The sequence below is a fragment of the Thermoflexibacter ruber genome (assembly GCF_900113045.1).
Classification (GTDB): domain Bacteria; phylum Bacteroidota; class Bacteroidia; order Cytophagales; family Thermoflexibacteraceae; genus Thermoflexibacter; species Thermoflexibacter ruber.
Map to the genome: position 1 here is coordinate 16,920 of NZ_FONY01000022.1, position 22,494 is coordinate 39,413.

The window sequence follows — 22,494 nt, forward strand, 5'->3', positions numbered from 1 at the left end:
AAGGATTTACTTATGTTTGGAGAACTGACAACGCTTTGATATGAAAAAAATGCTTGGTTTGATATGCTCCATGCTCATGGCTTTTTGTGCATCAGCACAGGAAACCATTGTGCTTGTGGAGAAAAACCAAACTATAGACATAAATGCTTTATGCTACTTTTTTGAGGACAAACAAAGTGTTTTTTCTATTGAAAAGGTAAAAGAAAAAAATTGGGAAATACAATTTACTAAATCTTCACGGTCAATTCCTAACTTTGGCATAGTCAGCTATCCGATATGGTGCAAGTTTACAGTAAAAAACCTAACAGGAGAGCCGTGTTTCCTTTTTATCAAAAGTGCTACGATTGATTCTCTCACTCTTTATATTTCCCAAGACTCCTCCTCTCGATTTGCCACTAAAAATACAGGCTACTATCTACCTCTTAATCAACGAGATTTGCCTACTGCCTTTGCTTATGTTTTTGCTCTTAGCCCTTCTTCCCAACCTTTAACTTATTATTTGAAAATTACATCTACTAATAGCATCTATTTGCCTTTGAAAATCGGGACTAAAGACGCTATCTGGAAAGAAGTTAGCCAATTTCAAAGCATAGATGCCTTATTTTTTGGTATCATTACTTTTGCTATTCTCTATAACTTATTCTTATACTTTAGCTTACGAGAAGTTTGCTATTTGTACTATGTTTTCTTTGGCATAGGGCTGATTTTGAATGCTGTTTATCATTGGGGCTATTTTTTACTACTAAGCGAAAAATTAAATATTGGATTTTATCATTACCCTTATACCTCCATCGGGGTGTTGGCGGTAAGTGCTACTTTGTTTACTATGTCTTTTTTACATACAGCCAAATACACCCCTCGTATGCACTTGGCTTTCAAAGGATTTGCTTTTTTCTTTATTGCTTATTGGTTTTTTGATATTTTCAAAATACTGCCTTTGCAAACACTTCGCATTATTTTTAGCATTGTAGTATTGCTTATCTTTCCCTTGTATTTTTATGGGGCAGCGCAAGTATATCGGCAAGGATTTAAACCAGCCTTGTTCTATTTGTTGGCATGGGGGGTATTCTTGCTTACTGCTGTATGGATGATTTTGTCCAACTTAGGAATTTTCCCTGCTGCATTTTTCATCAATTACCAACTTCAAATAGGGGCTGCTTTGGAAATGCTATTGCTTTCTTTTGCCTTAGCGCATCGCATTAAAATTTTGGAAGAGGAAAAAATAAAGACTCAAAGTTTGTTACTCAACTCTTTGCAAACCAACGAACGGCAACTAAAACAGCAACAATCAGATTTAGAGGAGCAGATACAAGAAAGAAATTTAGACTTGCAAAACAGGCAAGAAGAAATACTAAGGCAAAATGAAGAACTCTTGGCACAGCAGGAGGAGATGCAGAGGCAAAAAAGCGTTATAGAACAACAAAACCAAGAACTTTTCTTGCAAAATCGCCGCATGAAAGCCAATGAAGCCGTGCTACAAAAAGCCTATTTTAAACTTACCCAAGCACAAAAAACAATACAAGAACAACACGAACAGCTCAAAAAGTATAATGAAAACTTAGAAGCCCAAATCCAAGAACGCACCCAACAAATTGCCAAAGCCAATGCCGAACTCATTAAGCAAAATAATCAATTAGAGCAGTTTGCTTTTATTACAGCTCACAACCTTCGCTCTCCTGTGGCTCGCATTTTAGGCTTAGCAAATATTTTAGATACAAAAAATCTAAATAACTCTGATAACCAATTTGTTTTGGAAAAAATGATAGTAGTAGCCCATGAATTGGAAACAGTGATTAAAGACTTAAATATCATTTTAGATATTAAAAAAGGCATCAATCAAATCATAGAAGTAATTAAGTTTAGTGAAAAACTGGAAAAAGTAAAAGGACTATTAGAAAATCAAATTTATGATAGCAAAGCTCAATTGGAAGCAGACTTTTCTCAAATTGATACTATTCAATCGGTTAGTCCTTATGTGGAGAGTATTTTGTATAACTTGATTAGTAATGCAATTAAATACAGAAATCCTAAAAAAGTACCGTATATCAAAATTAAAACAGAAATACAAACCGACTATGTAGTGCTAAGCGTAGCTGACAATGGCTTAGGTATAGACTTGGAGGCAAACAAGGGGAAAATTTTTACCCTCTATCGCCGTTTCCACGACCATGTGGAGGGGAAAGGGCTGGGACTCTACCTGATTAAGACTCAAATGGAAACCTTAGGAGGAAAGGTAGAAATTACAAGCAAACTGGGCGAAGGAACTACTTTTTATGTTTTTTTCCCCCGACGTCCTTCTTAGCTAAGTGAAATCTGTTACAATTAAATCTTTCATAATCATTCTCTTAGACAATCAAATTAGTAATGGCAAAAATTATTTTATCTCCTTTGAAAAATAGACGCATAGAAAATGGGCATCCTTGGATATATGACAACGAAGTAAGCGATATCCAAGGCGAGGTAAAGCAAGGAGAAATAGTAGAAGTCTATACGCACAAAAAAAAATTCATAGGGAAAGGCTATGCCAATCCGCTTTCTCATATCTTAGTTCGTCTATTGACTACTAATCCGAAAGAAGAAATTAACAGGACCTTTTTCAAAAGAAGAATCCAAGAAGCCTACGCCTATAGACAGAAACTGGGCTATCAAGATACTTTTCGCCTTGTTTTTGGAGAAGCTGATTTTTTACCTGCCTTAGTTATTGACAAATTCGGAGATTATTTCTCTCTCCAAACCTTAGCTTTTGGCATAGACCAATTTAAAAATGATATAGTGGAAATCTTAGAGGAAATATTTAATCCCAAAGGTATTTATGAACGCAACGACGTACCTGTCAGAGAGTTAGAAGGGCTAAGTCAAATGAGTGGATTCTTAGGGAAAGATTTTGATACACAGGTTGTTATCAAAGAGAACAACTTTCGTGTCCTCATAGACATCGCTAACGGACAAAAAACAGGTTACTTTTTAGACCAGACAGCCAATCGCGCTGCGATAGCTCCTTTCGTCAATCAAGCAACCGTATTGGATTGTTTTTCGCATACAGGTTCTTTTGCCATTCATGCCGCAGGATATGGGGCAAAAAAAGTTACTGCCGTTGATATTTCAGAAGTAGCCATTCGCACTGCCAAAGAAAATGCTAAACTTAACTCGCTGGACAACATAGACTTTGTAGTAGCCAATGCTTTTGACCTTTTAAAAGAATGGACAAAAGAAGGAAAGCAGTTTGATACAGTGATTCTTGACCCTCCCGCTTTTACCAAGACCAGAGGTAACATAGACAATGCCCTGCGGGGATACAAAGAAATCAATTTGAGAGGTATGAAATTGGTCAAAAGGGGAGGCTTTTTGATTACTTGTTCTTGCTCTCACTTTATCAAACCCGATATTTTTAAGAAAGTAATTTATGATGCCGCCATAGATGCAGGTAAAACTATTAGGGAAGTTTTGTATAGACCGCAAGGGAATGACCACCCTATCTTGTGGAATGTAGAGGAAACGCTTTACTTGAAGTTTTATGTATTGCAGATTTTATAAAATTTTGTCCTTGATTATCAATAAGTTTTTGTCTTTATAAATAAATCGTTAAATTTTTTTCTTCAAAGGCTTTGCAAATTCAAAAAACGTATCGTACCTTTGCACCGCAATTCAGCAAAACATAGCGAATAAAAGCCTCTGTAGCTCAGCTGGTAGAGCAACTGACTTGTAATCAGTAGGTCGTCGGTTCGATCCCGTCCGGGGGCTCAAATCTCAAAGAGTGATTGTAAATGAATAATTTGCAATCACTCTTTGCATTTATCTACTAAAAGTAAAAGAATTTTTCAATTCGCCCAATTCCCAATTTCCTGAAATCTTCTTACCATTTGCCTTGTAGAGCGTACCTTCTCCCGCACGCAAGTCGTGCAGCCAATGCCCTATATACTTATCTCCGTTGGCATAAACCATCGTGCCTTTGCCTTCTCTTTGGTTGTTTTTCCATTCGCCATCATAGTAACTTCCATCAGTCCAAGTATATTTTCCTTTGCCTTCTCGCTTATTTTCCTTGAAATCACCAAAATAGTTGCCTCCACTAAAATATTGCATTTCTCCCTTGCCATCAAACATTCCTCTGGAAAAATTGCCTTTATAAATATTACTCAAATGATTTAACTCCCCGTAGCCATTTTTACAATCTCCTTTTTTGCAATCCAAGTAGCTTTTCTGGCAAATAAATTGGAAGGTACTTATATTTGCCTTAAAATCTACAGAAGTAAGCATAGTTTTGGTATTAAAGCGGACATAAATTGTATAGTCGCCTTCTTGGTAAAGGAAGATATTTCCTGTTTCTGACTTCACAATTTCTTTTGGTGTACCAAGTGCATACCTAATGTATTTCTCATCGCTAAACGCAGGGATACTCTTGGGCAAACTACTCGAGAAGTCCTGTAAACCAGAGTTTTTCAAACTAATTTTATATAAATATCCGTATTCGTCAAAACTCAAAGTTAGCTTTCCATTATTAAAAACATAATTAGTCAAATCTCGCTCTAAGCGAACTTCTTTGAAGCCGTTACCATAGCTTTCTGTAAGCAATTTGATGGAGCTACTTGTTTTATGCTTACCCAAAAGGGTATAAAGCAGCTGCTCCTTATTTTTAATTTCTCCTTTGAATACATCTCTTTCCCAAAGCCCATTTTTTACTGTACCATTTTTATAGGTCATTTTGCCTTCTCCATTGCATTGATTAGCAAGCCATTCCCCTTCATAGACATCACCATTGGCGTAATAGCATATTCCCTTGCCCTGTCTTACGCCATTTTTCCAATTTCCCTCGTACCGCTCCCCTGTACGGCTTACAAATATGCCGTATCCATTTTGGCAATCCCCAGAAATACAAGTTCTTCGCTTGATAATGATTTTAGAAATCTGCTTTTCATCTGTATAAATCAGCAAGGAAATCTCCTCGATATTGAATTGGAGGTACTCATTGGTGAAATAGCTTGCCTTACCCAGTCTTGATACTACTTGGCGGCGATTCAACCCAAAAGAAAGTTGGAGAGGCAACAAGCCTTGATAAGTTTGGAAAAGTTCGCCTTTTTGAGTAGTTTTTCCACTATACAATTCTATGGTTTCCAATTGCTTGCCTGCATAAAACTCTAACTTGATTCCTTTTTGCGGATATACATACAAGTTTGTCCCACTTAGCATCTCCGACCTCTGCCCCAATTCTTTGAGCAGTTCTTGCACCTCGCTATCTTGTAACTTTTTTCCTAAGAGATGAACCAATTTATGACTAATTAACTGCTGATATTGCACCTCCTGAGCAAACAAATAGGTAGAGAAAATAAATAGAATGATAGAAGATAAAAACGATATTTTCATTAAAAGTGGATTATGAGTTCTACCAAATATACGCAAAATCTGCTAAAAAGGTATTACTAAAATCTGATAAATACTTGTGAAGGTTTGAATTTGTGATACTTTTGCATAAAAAACAAAATATTCCATGTTTGATACCCAACAAGCACTGCAAAGCATTGAAAAAGAGATACAAAACATTGCACTCGGTACACACCCCACAGAGCTTTACGAGCCAATTCGCTACATCATGGACTTAGGCGGTAAGCGGATTAGACCTATTTTGGTCTTGATAGGCAATTATCTGTTTACTGATGACTGGCAAAAAAATACTAAACCTGCGCTTGCCGTAGAAATCTTCCATAATTTTACCCTGTTACATGACGACATTATGGACAATGCGCCTATTCGCAGAGGCAAACCTACTGTACATGAAAAATGGAATAGCAATATTGCCTTGCTCTCTGGCGATGTGATGCTGGTCAAAGCCTACCAACAACTTGATTTTGTAGAGGAAAAATACTTTCATACAATTCTTAGAAAATTTCATCAATGCGCCATAGAGGTTTGCGAAGGACAGCAGTTAGACATGAATTTTGAGAAAGTCGAGAAAATCAGCCAAGGAGAATACATTAATATGATTCGCTTGAAAACAGCTGTTTTGCTTGGGTTTAGCTTAGAATTTGGAGCAGTCATAGGGGGAGCAGACCCAGAAAATGCCCAGCAACTCTACGACTTTGGGGTAAATATCGGCATTGGCTTCCAACTCAAAGACGACTTATTAGATGTTTACAGCGACCAAGCCAAGTTTGGCAAGCAAGTAGGGGGCGACATCATTGCCAACAAAAAGACCTTTCTGCTCATCAAAGCCTTAGAAAAAGCTACAGGAGAAACTCAAGACCAGCTTCAATCTTGGCTTACAAAAGTAGATTTTGACAAAGAAGAAAAAGTAAAAGCCATAATTGAGATTTATAATTCATTGAATATCAAGCAAGAAACAGAAAGTAAGATGAATGAATACTTTTACAAAGCATTTCAAAGTTTGGATAGCATACCTATAAAAAAAGAAAAAAAAGAAGCACTGATTTCCTTTACCAATGATTTGATAAACAGAGAAAAATAAGATGAAACAAAAGTTAGCCTACATTTCCTTAGTAGTTCAGGACTATGACGAGGCAATTCAATTCTATACAGAAATACTTGGTTTCGACTTGATAGAAGACACGCCGCTTTCTCAAACCAAGAGGTGGGTGTTAGTAAAGCCACGAGGTTCGGAGTGTGGTTTGTTGCTTGCTAAAGCCTCTAATGACTTGCAAAAAAGCAGGATAGGCAACCAAACGGGGGGCAGAGTTTTTCTGTTTTTGCATACAGACGATTTTTGGAGAGATTACCACAATTTGATAAGCAAACAAGTCAAATTTATTAGAGAGCCAAGCAAAGAAGTGTACGGAACAGTAGCTGTATTTGAAGATTTGTACGGTAATTTGTGGGATTTGATAGAGCCTGCTGCTGTTTAAGCCTATAAGATTTTGTAAAACTTATAGGCTATGGAATTAATGGTTGATTTAAAAAGCAATACCTAAGGTAACACCAAAACGGAAGCCAAAAGAGCCAAAACCTGTCAAAGTGAAGTCATCTTCTGTTGTGCCGCTTGTGCTTGCTTTAAAACTCCTTGAATTTACTCTGGGGCCGCCAAAAACATCTAAGGAAATGATGTTAGAGAATATCCACTGCCCGCCTATCAGCAGTCCACCTCCAAAAGTGCTTAAAGTCGCCTCATCTCTGGAACTATTGGTAGAAAGGTTCAAACTTTCATAACGCACAAATGGAGCAACAAAAAATCCTTGTGGGGCTTCTTTGCTTTGGGAAAGATAAAATCGATACTCAGGCGTAATACCGAAACCTCTCAGTTTGGTGTCATCAACGGAATAGCCCGTATAAAAAACGCCTAACTGTAAGCTACTTTTTTGGGTAATAGCTCTCTCGTAAAAAAATGAACCTGTGCGTACTATGGGGCTTATAACATTCACTTTAAAGATGTTTTTCTTTCCGTCTTGTGCAAAAGAGGAACTACCCAATGAAAAAATAGCAATTAGCAGAGCAAATAAAATTTTAACTTTCTTCATTTTAGTTTAGGTTTAGGTTAGCAATGAAAAATAGATTAATAGGCTTTTTAACGTAAAGCATATAATAAGGTTTGTGTAATGTTTGTAAAATATATACCAACTCAAAATTAGCTTTGAGGTTTGATTTAGTAAAAAGTCCCTTTCTCAGCAAGAAAAAGGGACTTAGGTTGAGAAAAACCATTTTGTTTTGAGTATATCAGGAAAATAAAGGCTTCAAAATCATACTCAGTGCCACCAAACCTAAAATGATATTATTCAGTTTATCATATTGATTATCAGGAATTTTTGCTATGAGTGTTCGCCCAAACCAAGTGCCTAAGATAGTGGCAAGGGCTAAATATATAAGCAAGCTACTATACTGAGCAAAATCAAAGTCTATCACCGAAGCAAACATCAACATCTTGGCTACTTGGGCAATGGCTTGGCAGACTGACTTGGTGGAAACCATTTCTTCTTTTGTAATGCCATTGACTACAAAAAAGGCAGAAACCAAAGGACCTGTTACGGCTACTATCATTCCCAAAAAACTCGATAAAAACCCCAACAAGACAATCATGCCCTTGCTAAGGGCTTTTCCATTTTTCTTAGGCAAAAAAAGAGTAAATAAGACAAAAATACCTACTAATACTTCCAATATTTCTGCATTGAAGTATAGGAAACAAAGACTACCTAAGTACGCTCCCAAGAGTGAGAGCATAGCAAAATAACCTACTATTTCCCAGCGAATAGTATCCCAAAAAGCAAGCAGTCGGGTAGTGTTGCTCATGAGTTGGGTAAGGCTGTGCAAAGGAATCGCCTCCTTTGCACTGAGTACCCAAGTAACCATCGCAAAGAAAATAGAGCCGCCCGCCAAACCAAACATCGCTGTTATGACGGCACTGAGCAGAGCGGCAAAAATTACAATACCTGCTGCCATTTTTCTTTGACAAGGGAATGGGCTTCTATGATTTCTGCGTTGAGTTGATGCCCTATCTGCACCAATTTTTCATAGTTATTTTCCAAATGCCTTACTAAATCTTTGGGCTTAGACTTGTAAAGCGTTCTGCGATGCGCCCTACCTAATTGGGTACCTACAGAATAAACCATATCGAGTTGTTCTAACTCATCGAGGTTTTCTTTTATTTTCGCTCCTTTGGACGGAATTTCCCTGCCCCAGTATTGCTGTCCTTTGTAAGTTGTATAGCCCATTCGAAGTTCTATGTTGGGGGCATATACCTGCGAGGCTTTTATCATTCTTAGTCCATGATGCTTAAAAGGATTGAAATAAAAAGCGTTGTCAGGGTCTTGGTAAACTGTTTTTAAGTCTAAAAAAATACTGTCAGTGTACTCTGATAACTTTTTTGGAGAAAGCACTACCAAGTAGCGTTTGTTGCCAAATGTTCCTTCGCTGATGCCAGCTTCGCTAATCTGAAAATCTTTAAGCAGCTTAGTTTCTTTGCGGCTTTTCAGATACCCCATCAAGATGGCTCTCATATTTTTATCTTTGACATCTATGGGATTCTTGCGCATCTTCTTTGCCCACTTAATATTTGCTTCCAAATATTCGTTAGTGCTTGCAAACCAAACTTTTTTGTCTGCCTTATCGCTGGCAATACTAATTTTTTTAAAGTATAAGTTAGGATTGTAAAAACTACGGAAGTAGCCTTCTAAAAAATACTCCAACACAAAGTTGGGTAGGAAATAATCGCTACTTTCTGCCTTTGGGGAAAGCAGGTTTTTATCAGCCTGCTCCTCGCTTTTCCTCTCTTTTTTGATTGCGACTGAGGAGAGAAAGCGCACTATGTCCCAAGCATAGACTCCTATGCGAGCACGGTCAAAATCGGTCATTGCTCCGCCGTTTTCAGTAATGAGATAATTCTCGACGTGAGGGTTGCCATGCAAAAATACACGAGGCATTCCCTTATGCTCAATAAGTTCCATGAAGCGGGCTTGCATAGCCATAGACATGCTGCGGAAAAAGAAAAATGTCCCTCGCTTCTCGTCTAAAAAATCCTTATTGATATTTAGTTTTTCAGTAAATTGATGATTTTCCAAGGTAAATGTACTTTGTAAAAAGCTACTTTTTAAAATCTGTCCAATGTGTTCCAACTTGCATAAAAAATTTAAAATGGTTTGAAAATAATAATTACTTAACTTGATTACGTAACATTAAGTTCACAAAATTACTAATAAAATTAACAATAAATTAATATTTAGTTCATATTAACAGATTTTGACTTTTTGCGTTTATAAACTCATGTAATAAAACCTTCAAATAATTGCTACAAATTTGGCTTATATAAGAACAGAGAATTAAATTTTTATCTAATTTTGGAACTCTTTAATTGCTTAACCCAAATCAATGAATACGCATGGAATGGTTGAACGCCTTGTTAGCTTGGTTGATGAAACGCAGATTTAGTCAGATAGAACGCTTTATGGACTACCCTCATGATGTTCAGCATGAACTTTTTAAGTATCTGATTTCTAATGCAAAAAATACAGAGTGGGGAAGAAAATACGCCTACAAAGACCTGCAAAATGTGACTCAGTTTAAGGAGAGGGTACCTGTTTCTTCTTATGAGCAGTTATATCCTTACATAGAACGCATGATGAAAGGCGAGCAGAACGTACTTTGGTCGTCTGAAATTAAGTGCTTTTCCAAGTCCTCTGGAACGACCAATGCCCGAAGTAAGTTTATTCCTGTTTCTGACGAAGCCTTAGAAGAATGTCATTACAAAGGAGGCAAAGATATGCTTTGCTTGTACGTGAATAACTATCCAGAAACTAAAATTTTTCAAGGCAAAATGCTGGGTATTGGAGGAAGCTACCAGCAAAATCACCTCAACCCTAACACCTACTACGGCGATGTTTCTGCATTGATTATGAAAAACTTACCTATTTGGGCAGAGTTCCTCCGAACCCCAAGTTTAGAAATAGCCCTTATGAGTAAGTGGGAAGAGAAGATAGAAAAAATCGCTCAAACTACTATCAAAGAAAACGTAACGGCACTCTCAGGCGTGCCTACTTGGACGATAGTAATTTTACAACGTATTTTGCAAATCACTGGAAAGTCCAATATTTGTGAAGTTTGGGAAAACATAGAAGCCTTTTTTCATGGAGCTGTGGCTTTCGCTCCTTACAAATCGTTGTTCAGAAGTCTGATACCTTCTGAAACCATGAATTATATGGAAACTTATAATGCCTCAGAAGGTTTTTTTGGAATTCAAGACCAAAAAAATTCAGAAGAACTATTACTCATGCTCGACTATGGAGTATATTATGAGTTTGTTCCTATGGAGCATTTTGAAGAGGAGAATCCTAAAACGCTGAGCTTAGATGAGGTAGAAATAGGAAAAAATTATGCCTTAGTTATCTCAACCAATTCAGGACTTTGGCGATACAAAATAGGTGATACAGTCCGTTTTACTTCTTTATCTCCTTATAGAATCAAAATCACAGGACGCACCAAACACTTCATCAATGCTTTCGGCGAAGAATTGGTCATTGAAAATGCAGATACAGCCATAGAAAAAGCCTGTAGGCATACAGGGGCTATGGTCAATGACTATACTGCTGCACCGATTTACTTAGAAATCGGCAACAAAGGAGGGCATGAGTGGATTATAGAGTTTGAGAAAGAGCCTGATAGCTTGGAGAAATTTGTCTATATTTTAGATGAAACTTTGCGACAGGTCAATTCTGACTATGATGCCAAGAGATACATGGATATAGCCTTAGTTATGCCCAAAGTCCACCAAGTTCCCAGAGGTACTTTCTATGAGTGGATGCGAAAAAGAGGGAAGTTGGGTGGACAAAACAAAGTACCAAGACTTTCCAATTCAAGAACTTACGTGGAAGATATACTTGTAGGAATTTGACTTGGCTGCAACTGACCAATCCTCTGCTTAGGTTGAGTTTGTTGTACTATTTTGTGTATTTTTTTACTTCTTTTGGCTACCTCGACTTCCTTGCTATCCAAACGTAGGTTAGTGATTTGGCTATTTTCTATGTTTAGGGAAAGCAAAGAAGGCAGCTGAGAAATAGAAAGATTTGCTACTCTCTGCGAAGCTAAACTAATCTCTTGCAAGATAGGAAGGTGGCTAAAGACTACATTGGTCGCATAGCTTGACTCCAAATCTAAGATTTCTAAATTTTTGCACTCTTTGAGATGCAAGTTGCTAATTTTTTTAGCTTTTAGGTAAAACTGTTTTGCCTCAACGATTTGAGAAAAAGTAATGTTAGTCAAGTAGTTAGCACAAAGATAAAATTCTTTTAATTGGTTTAGCTGGCAAAAGTTAGCCTGAGTAAGTTGGTCAGTAGAAATAATCATGGTATCAAGTTGTGGCAGATTGACCAACTCAATATTAGTTAAGTCATTGGCTATCAAGACTAAAATCTTTAGTTTAGGCAAATTGGATATAGTCAAGTTCGTCATTCTGTCCACATTTAAAAATAAAATTTCTAACTGTTTGAGAGCCTCTAAGTTCAGGTTAGATACTTGATGTTGGCTTTGATTTTGCTCTTGCAGGGCGGTCAGATTACTCAAATCTATATTGGCAATCTTGCTTTCACAAAGATAGATTTCTTTGAGAGAGGTTAATTGTTGAATAAATTTAAGGTTAAAAAAGCGATTAGGAGATGACCTGAGGGGACTTTTTATCCATTGCTGTTTGTCGATGTACCACTGACCTAAATTTAGCTTTTCTAAACATGGTGCAAATTCAGTAACTTTTTTAGGAAGTGCTTGCAAAGCATAATTTCCCAAATCCAAAAATTTTTGTTGGTTTTTAGCAACTGTGCAAAGTAGTTGCGATAATTCTTCAGACATATCTATAAGAGGGTAAATTTTGTACCTATAAATGTAAGTTGAACACACTCATAGTTAGCGTAAAGATAGCAAAAATCTTTCCATTAGCCAAAAAAATATTACATTTACAAAAATTTAATACTCAATACAAAATTCGTATATTTAACACATTCTTCCACTAAAAATAGATGAAAAATGATAAAATTGTTAAAAAAACACAATTTATTTTATTTTATATCCTACTCTACAAGAACTTTTGTTTGGTTGCTATGCTTACTGACTTTTCCTAACCTTTATGCCCAAGAGGAAGCAAGTCTGGAGTTTCCCGCAGAAAGTAATGGTATTTTTGCAGAGGGTAAACCCATAGAAGTCATTTTTTATCTTAAAAATCCTACCCAGCGAAAAATTAGTGGGCAGTTGATATGCCAATTCTCTACGCTCCAACAGCAAAATCTATCTAATGAAGTAAAGCCTATAGAGGTCTATCCCAAAGACCTACAGGCATTGGTATTCAGTTTCCAGCCGTCTAAGGCAGGATTTTACAAAATAACTGTCAAATTGGAAAGCACACAAAGTAAACTCAATGTAAATAGCTTAGTAGCAGGGTATGCCATAGACCAAATGCAGGTAAATAAAAGTGGAAAGCCAGACTTTGATACCTTCTGGCAAAAAACACGGCAAGAATTGGCACAGGTTGCACCTAACTTCAGACTGACCAAAAAAACAGAGCTTTCTACTGCTCAGTACGATATTTACTTGGTAGAGATGCAAAGCCTTGATAACATGACGATAAGAGGCATTTATCGCACTCCTAAAAACAAAAGAAATGTGCCTGCTATCTTGCAGTTGCCTTCTTTGGGAGGTGGCTTTACCAATCCTAAATCATTAGACGAGCAGCCCCTCTATGGTGTTCCGTTAGACTTTGCAGTGCTTTCCCTCAATATCCGAGGACACGGCAACAGCAAAGACCACCTCAACGTGGGGAAAGATGTCTTTACGTATATCACTCATAATCTGCACGATAAAAATAAGTATGTGTATCGGGGGGCGGTAGCAGATGCTATTCGTGGCTTAGACTTTCTCTCACAACGCCTTGAAATAGATAAAGAAAGAATCGCCATAGAGGGAGCGAGCCAAGGAGGCGGACTAAGCCTGATAGTAGCTGCCTTAGACAATAGAGTAAAACTCTGTGCCGCAGATGTGCCTTTCCTTTGCGATATAGAAAACTTGACTACCCAGACTGGCTGGGTAAAAAATGAAATAGAAAAATACATTAAGAAAAATAAAAATCTTTCTTATCACCAAGCACTTAACAATCTTAGCTACTTTGATACAAAAAATTTTGCCCCTATGATAAAAATTCCTGTACTGATGAGTACAGGCTTGCAAGATAATACCTGCCCTCCCGCTACTAATTTTGCTACTTTTAACCAAATCAAATCTACCTTTAAGCAATATTGTGTTTATCCATACGGCAAGCATGGCGGCGGAGGAGTAGAACATCGCAAACTCAAATTCAACTGGATAAGAAGTTGGTTTGGTATGTAGTAGTCAAGAATATATTTTTTTATTTACAATTAATTCCTATTTTTGCAAGTGATGAGAATGAAATGACTTGAGTAGAGGTAATTAGACCTAAAATTATTGTGTTATCGTATCAACTACTCAAAGCAATGTTTTATTAAATTTATTTTGCTTCATGGATTGGTTCAAAACAACGCTGATTGTCGTATTCGCAGTCAGTATTGTCGTTCAGTTATATTATATTTTGTTTGTTTTTTCTCGACTTGCTTTTTTTAAAAATAGACCCCCTAAGCCCCTTCTCAATGAGTTAAAGCCTGTTTCGGTAATTATAGCCGCTCACAATGAGGAGAAGAACCTTAGGAAAATGCTCCCTATTTTGCTTGGTCAGGAGTATCCTTGTTTTGAAGTGGTAGTAGTAAATGATAGGTCATCTGACGGTACGTATGATTATTTGCTGGGCTTAAAAGCACAATTTTCTCACCTGAAAGTAGTGACTATAGAACGAAAACCCGAACATATCAACGGTAAAAAGTTTGCCTTGACTATGGGTATCAAAGCCTCTAAAAACGAACATCTACTTTTTACAGATGCCGACTGTGTACCAGCCAATGAACACTGGATAACTTCTCTTAGTCAGCAGTTTAGCGAGAAAAAGCACTTGGTTTTGGGCTACTCCCAATATGAAAAAAGAAAAGGTAGCTTGCTTAATATGTTGATTCGATTCGAGACTTTCTACACCGCTGTCCAATATCTATCTATGGCTTTGCTGGGCAAGCCTTACATGGGAGTAGGACGAAATTTAGCATATAGGAAAAAGTTATTTTTTGAACAAAATGGTTTCTTTAAGCATTTAGTAATTACAGGGGGAGATGATGATTTATTTGTAAATCACGCCGCTACCGCCGAGAATACCGCCATTGCTATTGGGAAAAACAGTCAAATCCTTTCTTTACCTAAAACCAGCTGGCTGGCTTGGTTCAAGCAGAAAAAAAGGCATCTGTCCGTAGGCAAATTTTATAAAGCCTCTGATAAATGGAGACTGGGGCTACTAAGTCTATCTCATATCTTGTGTTGGATAAGCGGTATGCTGATTGCTTATTTTTGTTATTGTGAGCAGGAGATTGTAATTGTATTTACTATTATTGGACTGATGACACTCCGATGGATAGCCCTGTGGATAGTAATGTATCAAATCAAAAAAAGATTATCTGATGAACTATCACTAATTTTTTTACCTTTTTTAGATTTTCTGTATTCAATCTATTATCTTGTCGTTGGATTTGCAACTCTCAGCACTAAAAACGTGAAATGGTCATAGAAGACGAAAATAACAAAGTGGAAAACAAGGACTTAGAAGAAAGCATAGAACAAAAAGATATTATAAACGATTCAGATAATCAACTCCAAGATGAATCGGAAGATGTATTAGAAGAAAGAGAATTTTCATCAAGGGCTTTATCGGATTTCAAATTGATAGACCAAGCTACCTCTGGCGATGAGAAGGCGTATGCTGAATTGATGCGTCGTTATAGGAAGCCTGTTCAGCATACTTTGATGAAAATGGTCAGGAACGCTGACGATGCCGAAGACCTGATGATAGAGGCATTTGCCAAAGCCTTTAAAAACTTGCCTAAATTCAAAAAAGACTACACTTTTAGTACATGGTTGTTTCGCATTGCTACAAATAACTGTATTGATTTCATCAGAAAGAAAAAATTAGAAACTATGAGCATCAATACATCTTATACTGACGATAGCGGAGAGCCTGTAGATTTGGACATCAGAGATGAAAATTTGAATCCACAAGAAAGCGCAATTAGCAAGCAAAAGATAGAACTTGTACGCAATTTTGTAGGTTTACTTCCTGAAAAATACCAAAGATTAGTAGAAATGCGTTATTTTGATGAGCTTTCTTACGAAGAAATTGCCGAGCATCTGCAAGCACCTTTAGGTACAGTGAAAGCCCAATTACACAGAGCGCGTGAACTATTATATGATTTGGTCAAGGAGAAAAGAGATGTCATATAATTTTTCTTATCAACTATTTGCAAATTATCATTTTATATTGTAATATTGCATTACTAATCTCTTAAAAGCAGTTCACTACCCCATTTGGGGCTTCCGAACACCTTTCTATACGACATTTTTAAGCTGATTATTTCAATATAATTTTTGAAAAAAATCCATTTATCTTTTACTTAATTAACCTTGAATAACTTTGCTAAAATAGCAATCAACAAATATCAAATGTTCATCTGCATTTTACCATAATGTTTTTTTAACTTATCACATCAACACAACACATTTATTTTCGTATGTACACGATTGATGATTTGAATGTACGGCTTTTGTCCGAACTACGACAAATTGCCGATGATTTAGGGGTCAAAAATACCAATAAGTTGGCAAAAAAAGATTTGATTTACAAGATTTTAGACCAACAAGCCGTTCTCCCTGAATCCGAACTTCCACTCCCCTCTAAAATGAAAACTACTTCCGATGCTTCAATGGACTTTATTTCTAAGGAAGAGAAACCTGAAAGTAAAAAGCGTCCAAGAGTAAAACGCGAAAGCGTTAAACTTGATTTAGATGAGGAATCGCCTACTTTAAATTTTGATTTTGACGATGACCTTATCATTACAGATATTCCTTCTTTGGAAGAAGAAATCATAGACACGAATATTCCTTTTGTAGAGCCAGAAATAGAACTACCCATTGTTTATACAGAAAAAAAAGAAACCAAACCTCAGCATAAAGAGCAAAACAGTAGCGAAAATAGAAATAAGAAGCAAGGAAAAGACTTTGATGGGGTTATAGAAAATGAAGGTGTACTTGAAATCATGCAAGATGGTTACGGATTTTTAAGGTCTTCTGACTATAACTACTTAGCAAGTCCAGATGATATTTATGTTTCTCCCTCTCAAATCAAACTTTTTGGTTTAAAAACAGGAGATACGGTTAGAGGACAAATCAGACCTCCCAAAGAAGGAGAGAAATATTTTGCCTTGCTCAGAGTAGAATCCGTCAATGGTAAAACCACAGAAGAAATCCGCGATAGAGTACCTTTTGAATACCTCACACCGCTATTCCCCGAAGAAAAACTACACCTCAGCACCAAATCTGACCTGTATTCTACTCGTTTATTAGACCTATTTGCGCCCATAGGAAAAGGGCAAAGAGGTATGATTGTAGCTCAGCCTAAAACAGGAAAAACGACTTTATTAAAAGAAATCGCCAATGCCATAGCCTATAATCACCCAGAAGTTTACTTGATTGTATTGCTGATAGATGAAAGACCAGAGGAAGTTACTGACATGGCGCGCAGCGTAAAGGCAGAGGTCATAGCCTCTACCTTTGATGAGCAAGCAGAGCGGCACGTAAAAGTTGCCAGCATCGTCTTGGAAAAAGCTAAACGCATGGTAGAGTGTGGACACGATGTAGTGATTTTATTAGATTCAATCACCAGATTAGCAAGGGCATACAATACTGTAGTCCCTTCCTCAGGCAAGATTCTCTCTGGTGGTGTCGATGCCAATGCACTACATAAGCCTAAGCGGTTCTTTGGAGCGGCAAGAAATGTAGAAAATGGAGGTTCTTTGACTATCATTGCCACTGCCTTGATAGAAACAGGTTCTAAGATGGACGATGTGATTTTTGAGGAATTTAAAGGTACGGGCAATATGGAACTACAACTGGATAGAAAACTCTCCAACAAACGCATCTATCCTGCTATTGATATACCTGCTTCTGGTACACGCAAAGAAGATTTGCTTTTAGACAAGGACACGCTCCAAAGGGTTTGGATTTTACGCAAATACATGTCTGATATGAACTCCAACGAAGCAATAGAGTTCTTGCTCAACAATATGCGAGGCACAAAAGACAATGAGGAGTTCTTAATTTCTATGAATAATTAGAATAAAAAAGAAGAGTAGTTTCAAACTGCTCTTTTTTTTTATAAAAACTATATTTCTCATGCCAAAAACAAGAAAATTAACCTATACATTGTTTTCTTACCATAATATAGTAGTTTTGTAGGTAAACTTAAACATTCATTAGATAAGCTCTATGAAAACTTTTTACCTACATACCGTAAGCAAAAAACTTTTAGCAGATACTTTTACCCCTGTAAGTATCTACCTCAAACTCAGAGATAAATACATCAACACCCTGCTTTTAGAAAGTTCTGATTATCACGGCAACGAAAACGCCTTTACGTATATTTGTTGCGAACCTATTGCTAAGTTTGAGGTGCAAAATCAGCAAGTCAGTATGCAGTTCCCTGATGGTAGCATAGAAACCATAAGCATCAGTGATAAAAAAATAGTGGTTAGCTTACTTGCCCAGTTTGCTCACTCCTTTCAGTCTGATTACCAAACTACAAAGTTTATTAATAATGGGCTTTTTGGCTATATGGCTTATGAGGCAGTACAATACTATGAGGACATAAACCTGAAAGATAATCATACACAAGATACAATTCCCGTAGTTTTATATCAGGCTTTCCGATTTGTTATTGCTATCAATCATTTTAATAACGAACTCTATATTTTTGAACATACCTTAGCCGATAAACAAGAAGAAAGTAAAATCCACCAGATAGAAACTTTGATACGCAATAAGAACTTCTCTGCATATCATTTTGCGCTTGATGGAGAAGAAAACTCGAATATGAGTGATGAGGAATATATAGAAATGGTCAGCAAAGGCAAGCACCACTGCCAAATCGGCGATGTATTCCAAATCGTACTCTCGCGGCGTTTTCAACGCAATTTCAAAGGCGATGATTTCAACGTCTATCGCGCTTTACGTTCTATCAATCCCTCTCCTTATTTGTTTTATTTTGATTACGGTAACTTCAAAATTTTTGGTTCTTCGCCTGAAACTCAGTTAGCTATCAAAAACAACCAAGCCTCTATATATCCCATTGCAGGCACTTTTAAGCGGACAGGACACGACGCCCAAGATGCAGAAATGGCTCAAAAACTACTACAAGACCCCAAAGAAAACGCAGAACACATCATGCTAGTCGACCTTGCTCGCAATGACCTCAGCAAGCACTGCGATAACGTAAGGGTTACTACTTTCAAAGAGATACAGTATTTTTCTCATGTCATTCACTTGGTTTCAACCATTCAAGGGGACTTAAAGAATCAAGCAAGTGCTGTACAGATTGTAGCCGATACTTTTCCCGCGGGTACACTTTCAGGTGCCCCTAAGCACAAAGCCATGCAACTCATCGACCTATACGAACCTACGCCTCGTTCTTATTATGGAGGTTGTATTGGCTTTATGGGCTTCAATGGGGATTTTAACCAAGCCATTATGATTCGTTCTTTTCTAAGCAGAGCCAACACGCTTTACTATCAAGCAGGCGCGGGCATAGTGGCTAAATCTAATGAAAAAAGCGAATTAGAAGAAGTAAATAACAAATTGCGTGCTTTAAGAACCGCATTAAAGTTGGCTGAGGAAGAGTCCTCTCACTGGTAAAGAAACAACGTTTAATTATCCGTTTCTATTTTTATTTCTGTATCTAACTTAGGTTGGTCATCAGCTTTTTGACCACTAAGACTCTCTATTTCTGCCATTGCGGCATACTTATACCCTGCAAAATCTGCTTTTTTGAAGGTATTTTCTGCTATTTTGGCATCTTTACCACTGCGGCTATACATCACTCCTAAAGCAAAATTGTATTGCGCCCTCGATTCTTGGTCTAAGGTAGTTTGCTTGGTAAGGATATTCAATAAATTAATAGCATCATCTACCTTTTTGAGCCTATACATTGCAATAGCTTTTAAAAATGCAATTTGTGTATTTTGAGGCTGAATCGCCAGACAAGCATTAGCAGAATTAACCGCATCTTGATATTTTCCTGAGTTGAACTGTAACTCACACAAGTTGGCATATCCTGTGGCTTTTTTTTGAGGTTCTTTTTCATATTCTACTGCCCTTTTCATAGACTCAATCATGGCACTTTTATCTGCTTTCATCGCCACTATTTTGAGCAATAAGTCATGGGCTTGGGAAAAATCAGGCTTCATTCTTAGGGCTATCTCCAAGTAGCGTTTGCTGTCCTCTATGTCATAAATTTTAAAATATGCCAATGCCATGCCGTAAAAATATGGCGGGGTCATTTTGAAAACAAGTTGCTTGAAGGGACCATAGTTTGCTTTGTCCAATGCCATACGTGCCTCGTTGTACTTTTCCAGATGATAGTAAGCATAGCCCAACTCATAGTAATACTTAGAAAATTCTTTGGGGTCATCGCTCCTAAGGATACTCGTTGCTTTGAGCATGTCGTTTTTTGCTTCTTCGTACTTACCAAGCGTATTGTTCAGTAAGGCACTGTAATAGAGTAAGTTAAGATTGTTAGGCTCTATTTTTAAGGCATCGATAATGTGGGTTTCTGCTTCTTTGAAGCGATTAAGACGATACAAAATCTTGACTATGTTCATTTTGTATTCTATCTTCTTTGCCTTATCGTCTTCATACTTGAAAGCACTCTCGAAGGCTTTTACTGCATTTTCGTTATTAGATTTCAGTGTATAAAGGCGAGCCAGTCCTACATGGGCATTCAAATAGTCTTGTCTTAGACTAATAGTTTTCTCAAAATATTGGATAGCATTTTCTGCATCTTTTTTAATATAGTAAACTTGCCCTTTGCGGTAGGTATATTCGGGATTTTTTGGGTCAGCTTTGATGGCTTTATCGTACTCTGCCAATGCCGCATCATAGTTTTTACTTCTTTTGAATTCTTCTGCTTTTAGTACGAAATCCAGACCCACTTGTGCAAATGCCTCAGCACAAGACCAAAAACAAAAAAACAGTAGATACGTAAAAGTTTTTCTCATATATATATTCTTTTTTAATTCGTAAGATGATATGATAAACGCTTAAATATTTTCTTTAGGGGTTGAGGTTCTCAAATATTTATAAAAAAACCTTGCCACTTTTGCAAGTTCAAAAAGTATGCAAAATTCCAGTATAAAAATAGATATTTAATTGCTAAAATTCAAATTATTCTTAGATAAGTGATAAATTTTCTTAAAAATGAGTAATTCATCATATTTGGACAAACATTCTAAATATTTAATACAGTATTGGGGTTCTCTGATACTCCTCAAAATGCAAAATGAAGCCTCTAACCAAGTATTAGACCAAAGTTTTGTTATATATAAGATTTTTTCTTGAAAAGTCATCTTACTTTTGGTAAAGTCTTGTAATAATTCTATATTTTTGCTAACAAGCCTTAAAGCAAATATTTCAAGTTTTTACTTTCTCCCTAATTTTTATGTTCGAATCTGGCACGGTTATTCTCATCAAGGCGGCATCCTCTGCTAAACCTATCAAAGTAAACATAGGCATCAATTGGGGTGCTATCGCTCAAAAAAAATTATTAGGTCTGTTCCCCAAATGGGAAAACGTAAACTTGGACATTTGCGTAGCGATATTTAATAACAACAAAGATATGATAGACCTGATATATCCCGCTAAGACTCACTCATCTGACGGTGCGGTTTATCATAGTGGCGATGACACCACAGGCGACAAATCTATCAAAGAGGACAACAAAGACAACGAGGTCATTAGCATTAACTTTGAGAAACTTAGCCAAAATATCGTACAGATGGTTTTTTTCTTGGTCAGTGCAAATCGCCAAGATTTTGCGCATATCCCATATTCCAAAGTAAGAATTTACAGTGGAGAGGTACACCAAATAGAAAATATCTTCGGTGAGTACAATATCTCCGCCCAAAAGCAGTTTGCAGGAAAAGTAGCGATGGTCTTAGGCAAACTCTACAAAGAAGCAGAAAACTGGCAATTTAAAGCCATAGGAGAAGGGCTGACCTCTGAGAAATTGCTTAGTACGGTTTCGGTGATAAAGGAAAGGTTTTTGGGTTAGTTTGTAGTTTTAGATTTATAGTCTTATGGCAAAAAAAGTAAATATTTCCATTCCTACGCCTTGTCGTGAAAATTGGTTGGCGATGCAGACCAACGAACAGGGGAGGTTTTGCCTTTCTTGTCAAAAAACAGTAATTGACTTTACCAATCAATCAGATAAAGAAATCGCAGAAACTATTTTACAGCATCAAGGAAAAATTTGTGGGAGATTTCGCCAAAGCCAGCTTAGAACCATTGCCCTGCCTGAACCCAAAATCAGCCGTACTCACTTTCAGACCTATTTTTTTGCTCTTGCCAATGCGATTGTGGCGAGTTTATCTGTCCCTACCCACGCAAAGGCTCAGATTCCTACAGAAATAAAGAGCAATAAAGATTATGTAAATATATTCTCAACAAAAGAGCAGGTACGAGAACAGGTAAAGCCAAAAGAAAAACTCAAAGATTCCGAAAAATTAACTATTGGCAAGGTGAGGGGTGAAGAAGGAGATAATAAGTATTACGATTTGCCAGGTGCAAATGTTTCTCTCAAAGGAACGAGCATAGGAACTATCACTGATGAAAACGGGGATTTTCTATTGGAGATAAATAAGAATTTTTCCGAAGCAATCATTGTTTTTGCCTTTGTAGGCTTTGAAACCAAAGAAGTAAAAATTTCTACTATCAATAAAAATGCTCCTGTAAGGGCTAATGCTATAGTACTGAATATTGATTTAGCATTGGATAGTTGTATTTTAACTGGCGAAGTAGTGATAATAGATTATCATGGTAATGTACCGTTATATAAAAAAATCTATTACAAATTGCGAAATTAGTTTAACT

18 protein-coding genes and 1 tRNA gene are annotated in these 22,494 nt (G+C 36.9%); 13 read left to right on the forward strand and 6 right to left on the reverse strand.

What is annotated here, in order from left to right; translation table 11 throughout:
• Window positions 1-40 precede the first annotated feature (40 nt).
• From BM141_RS12780 to BM141_RS12790, 3 genes are all read left to right on the forward strand, one after another.
• Window positions 41-2,302 (forward strand): sensor histidine kinase, encoded by a 2,262-nt coding sequence (locus BM141_RS12780; RefSeq protein ID WP_091546012.1) that lies wholly within the window; start codon window positions 41-43, stop codon window positions 2,300-2,302.
• A 62-nt stretch (window positions 2,303-2,364) separates the two neighbouring features.
• The gene (locus BM141_RS12785) at window positions 2,365-3,534 is read left to right on the forward strand and encodes a class I SAM-dependent rRNA methyltransferase (protein ID WP_091546014.1); all 1,170 of its coding nucleotides are present in this window, start codon (window positions 2,365-2,367) and stop codon (window positions 3,532-3,534) included.
• 134 nt (window positions 3,535-3,668) lie between these two features.
• Window positions 3,669-3,741, forward strand: a tRNA-Thr gene (locus BM141_RS12790).
• 51 nt (window positions 3,742-3,792) lie between these two features.
• Here BM141_RS12790 and BM141_RS12795 read toward each other — a convergent pair.
• On the reverse strand, window positions 3,793-5,358 hold the full coding sequence (locus tag BM141_RS12795; protein ID WP_091546017.1) for an MORN repeat-containing protein: 1,566 nt from the start codon (window positions 5,356-5,358) through the stop codon (window positions 3,793-3,795).
• Window positions 5,359-5,482: 124 nt separating this feature from the next.
• Between BM141_RS12795 and BM141_RS12800 the strand changes: the two genes are divergently transcribed.
• Window positions 5,483-6,457 carry a polyprenyl synthetase family protein gene (locus tag BM141_RS12800; protein ID WP_091546021.1) on the forward strand — a complete coding sequence of 325 codons (975 nt, stop codon included), beginning with the start codon at window positions 5,483-5,485 and terminating at the stop codon, window positions 6,455-6,457.
• Window position 6,458: 1 nt separating this feature from the next.
• Window positions 6,459-6,851 (forward strand): VOC family protein, encoded by a 393-nt coding sequence (locus BM141_RS12805; protein ID WP_091546024.1) that lies wholly within the window; start codon window positions 6,459-6,461, stop codon window positions 6,849-6,851.
• Window positions 6,852-6,899: 48 nt separating this feature from the next.
• Here the strand turns inward: BM141_RS12805 and BM141_RS12810 are convergent, their stop codons facing one another.
• From BM141_RS12810 to BM141_RS12825, 3 genes are all read right to left on the reverse strand, one after another.
• Window positions 6,900-7,460: a DUF3575 domain-containing protein gene (locus tag BM141_RS12810; protein ID WP_091546027.1), complete on the reverse strand. Its 561-nt coding sequence runs from the start codon at window positions 7,458-7,460 to the stop codon at window positions 6,900-6,902.
• A 196-nt stretch (window positions 7,461-7,656) separates the two neighbouring features.
• The gene (locus BM141_RS12820) at window positions 7,657-8,376 is read right to left on the reverse strand and encodes a sulfite exporter TauE/SafE family protein (RefSeq protein ID WP_091546031.1); all 720 of its coding nucleotides are present in this window, start codon (window positions 8,374-8,376) and stop codon (window positions 7,657-7,659) included.
• The gene (locus BM141_RS12825) at window positions 8,358-9,494 is read right to left on the reverse strand and encodes a DUF2252 family protein (RefSeq protein ID WP_245764055.1); all 1,137 of its coding nucleotides are present in this window, start codon (window positions 9,492-9,494) and stop codon (window positions 8,358-8,360) included. Before BM141_RS12825 ends, BM141_RS12820 begins: the two co-directional genes overlap by 19 nt.
• Window positions 9,495-9,811: 317 nt before the next feature.
• Between BM141_RS12825 and BM141_RS12830 the strand changes: the two genes are divergently transcribed.
• Entirely contained in the window at window positions 9,812-11,320 is a 1,509-nt protein-coding gene (locus BM141_RS12830) for a GH3 auxin-responsive promoter family protein (RefSeq protein WP_091546034.1), read from the forward strand.
• Here BM141_RS12830 and BM141_RS12835 read toward each other — a convergent pair.
• Entirely contained in the window at window positions 11,290-12,270 is a 981-nt protein-coding gene (locus tag BM141_RS12835; protein WP_091546037.1) for a leucine-rich repeat domain-containing protein, read from the reverse strand. The two genes, BM141_RS12830 and BM141_RS12835, sit on opposite strands and share 31 nt — an antisense overlap.
• 174 nt (window positions 12,271-12,444) lie before the next feature.
• On the opposite strand from BM141_RS12835, the gene BM141_RS12840 reads away from it, so the two are divergent.
• The 5 genes from BM141_RS12840 (at window position 12,445) to BM141_RS12860 (ending at window position 19,263) form a co-directional block, all read left to right on the forward strand.
• Complete coding sequence (locus tag BM141_RS12840; protein ID WP_091546040.1) at window positions 12,445-13,797, forward strand: acetylxylan esterase; 1,353 nt, start codon at window positions 12,445-12,447, stop codon at window positions 13,795-13,797.
• Between the two features lie 151 nt (window positions 13,798-13,948).
• Window positions 13,949-15,091 (forward strand): glycosyltransferase, encoded by a 1,143-nt coding sequence (locus BM141_RS12845; protein ID WP_245764056.1) that lies wholly within the window; start codon window positions 13,949-13,951, stop codon window positions 15,089-15,091.
• Window positions 15,082-15,801 (forward strand): RNA polymerase sigma factor, encoded by a 720-nt coding sequence (locus tag BM141_RS12850; RefSeq protein WP_091546044.1) that lies wholly within the window; start codon window positions 15,082-15,084, stop codon window positions 15,799-15,801. Before BM141_RS12845 ends, BM141_RS12850 begins: the two co-directional genes overlap by 10 nt.
• Window positions 15,802-16,088: 287 nt before the next feature.
• Window positions 16,089-17,690: a transcription termination factor Rho gene (gene rho, locus BM141_RS12855; protein WP_091546047.1), complete on the forward strand. Its 1,602-nt coding sequence runs from the start codon at window positions 16,089-16,091 to the stop codon at window positions 17,688-17,690.
• Between the two features lie 151 nt (window positions 17,691-17,841).
• The gene (locus BM141_RS12860; protein WP_091546050.1) at window positions 17,842-19,263 is read left to right on the forward strand and encodes an anthranilate synthase component I family protein; all 1,422 of its coding nucleotides are present in this window, start codon (window positions 17,842-17,844) and stop codon (window positions 19,261-19,263) included.
• 11 nt (window positions 19,264-19,274) lie between these two features.
• Here BM141_RS12860 and BM141_RS12865 read toward each other — a convergent pair whose 3' ends face one another.
• Window positions 19,275-20,624, reverse strand: a complete 1,350-nt coding sequence (locus tag BM141_RS12865; protein ID WP_091546054.1) for a tetratricopeptide repeat protein — start codon at window positions 20,622-20,624, stop codon at window positions 19,275-19,277.
• Between the two features lie 440 nt (window positions 20,625-21,064).
• On the opposite strand from BM141_RS12865, the gene BM141_RS12870 reads away from it, so the two are divergent.
• On the forward strand, window positions 21,065-21,676 hold the full coding sequence (locus BM141_RS12870; RefSeq protein ID WP_091546057.1) for a TerD family protein: 612 nt from the start codon (window positions 21,065-21,067) through the stop codon (window positions 21,674-21,676).
• A 25-nt stretch (window positions 21,677-21,701) separates the two neighbouring features.
• Entirely contained in the window at window positions 21,702-22,487 is a 786-nt protein-coding gene (locus BM141_RS12875) for a carboxypeptidase-like regulatory domain-containing protein (protein ID WP_091546060.1), read from the forward strand.
• The last annotated feature ends 7 nt before the right edge of the window (window positions 22,488-22,494 follow it).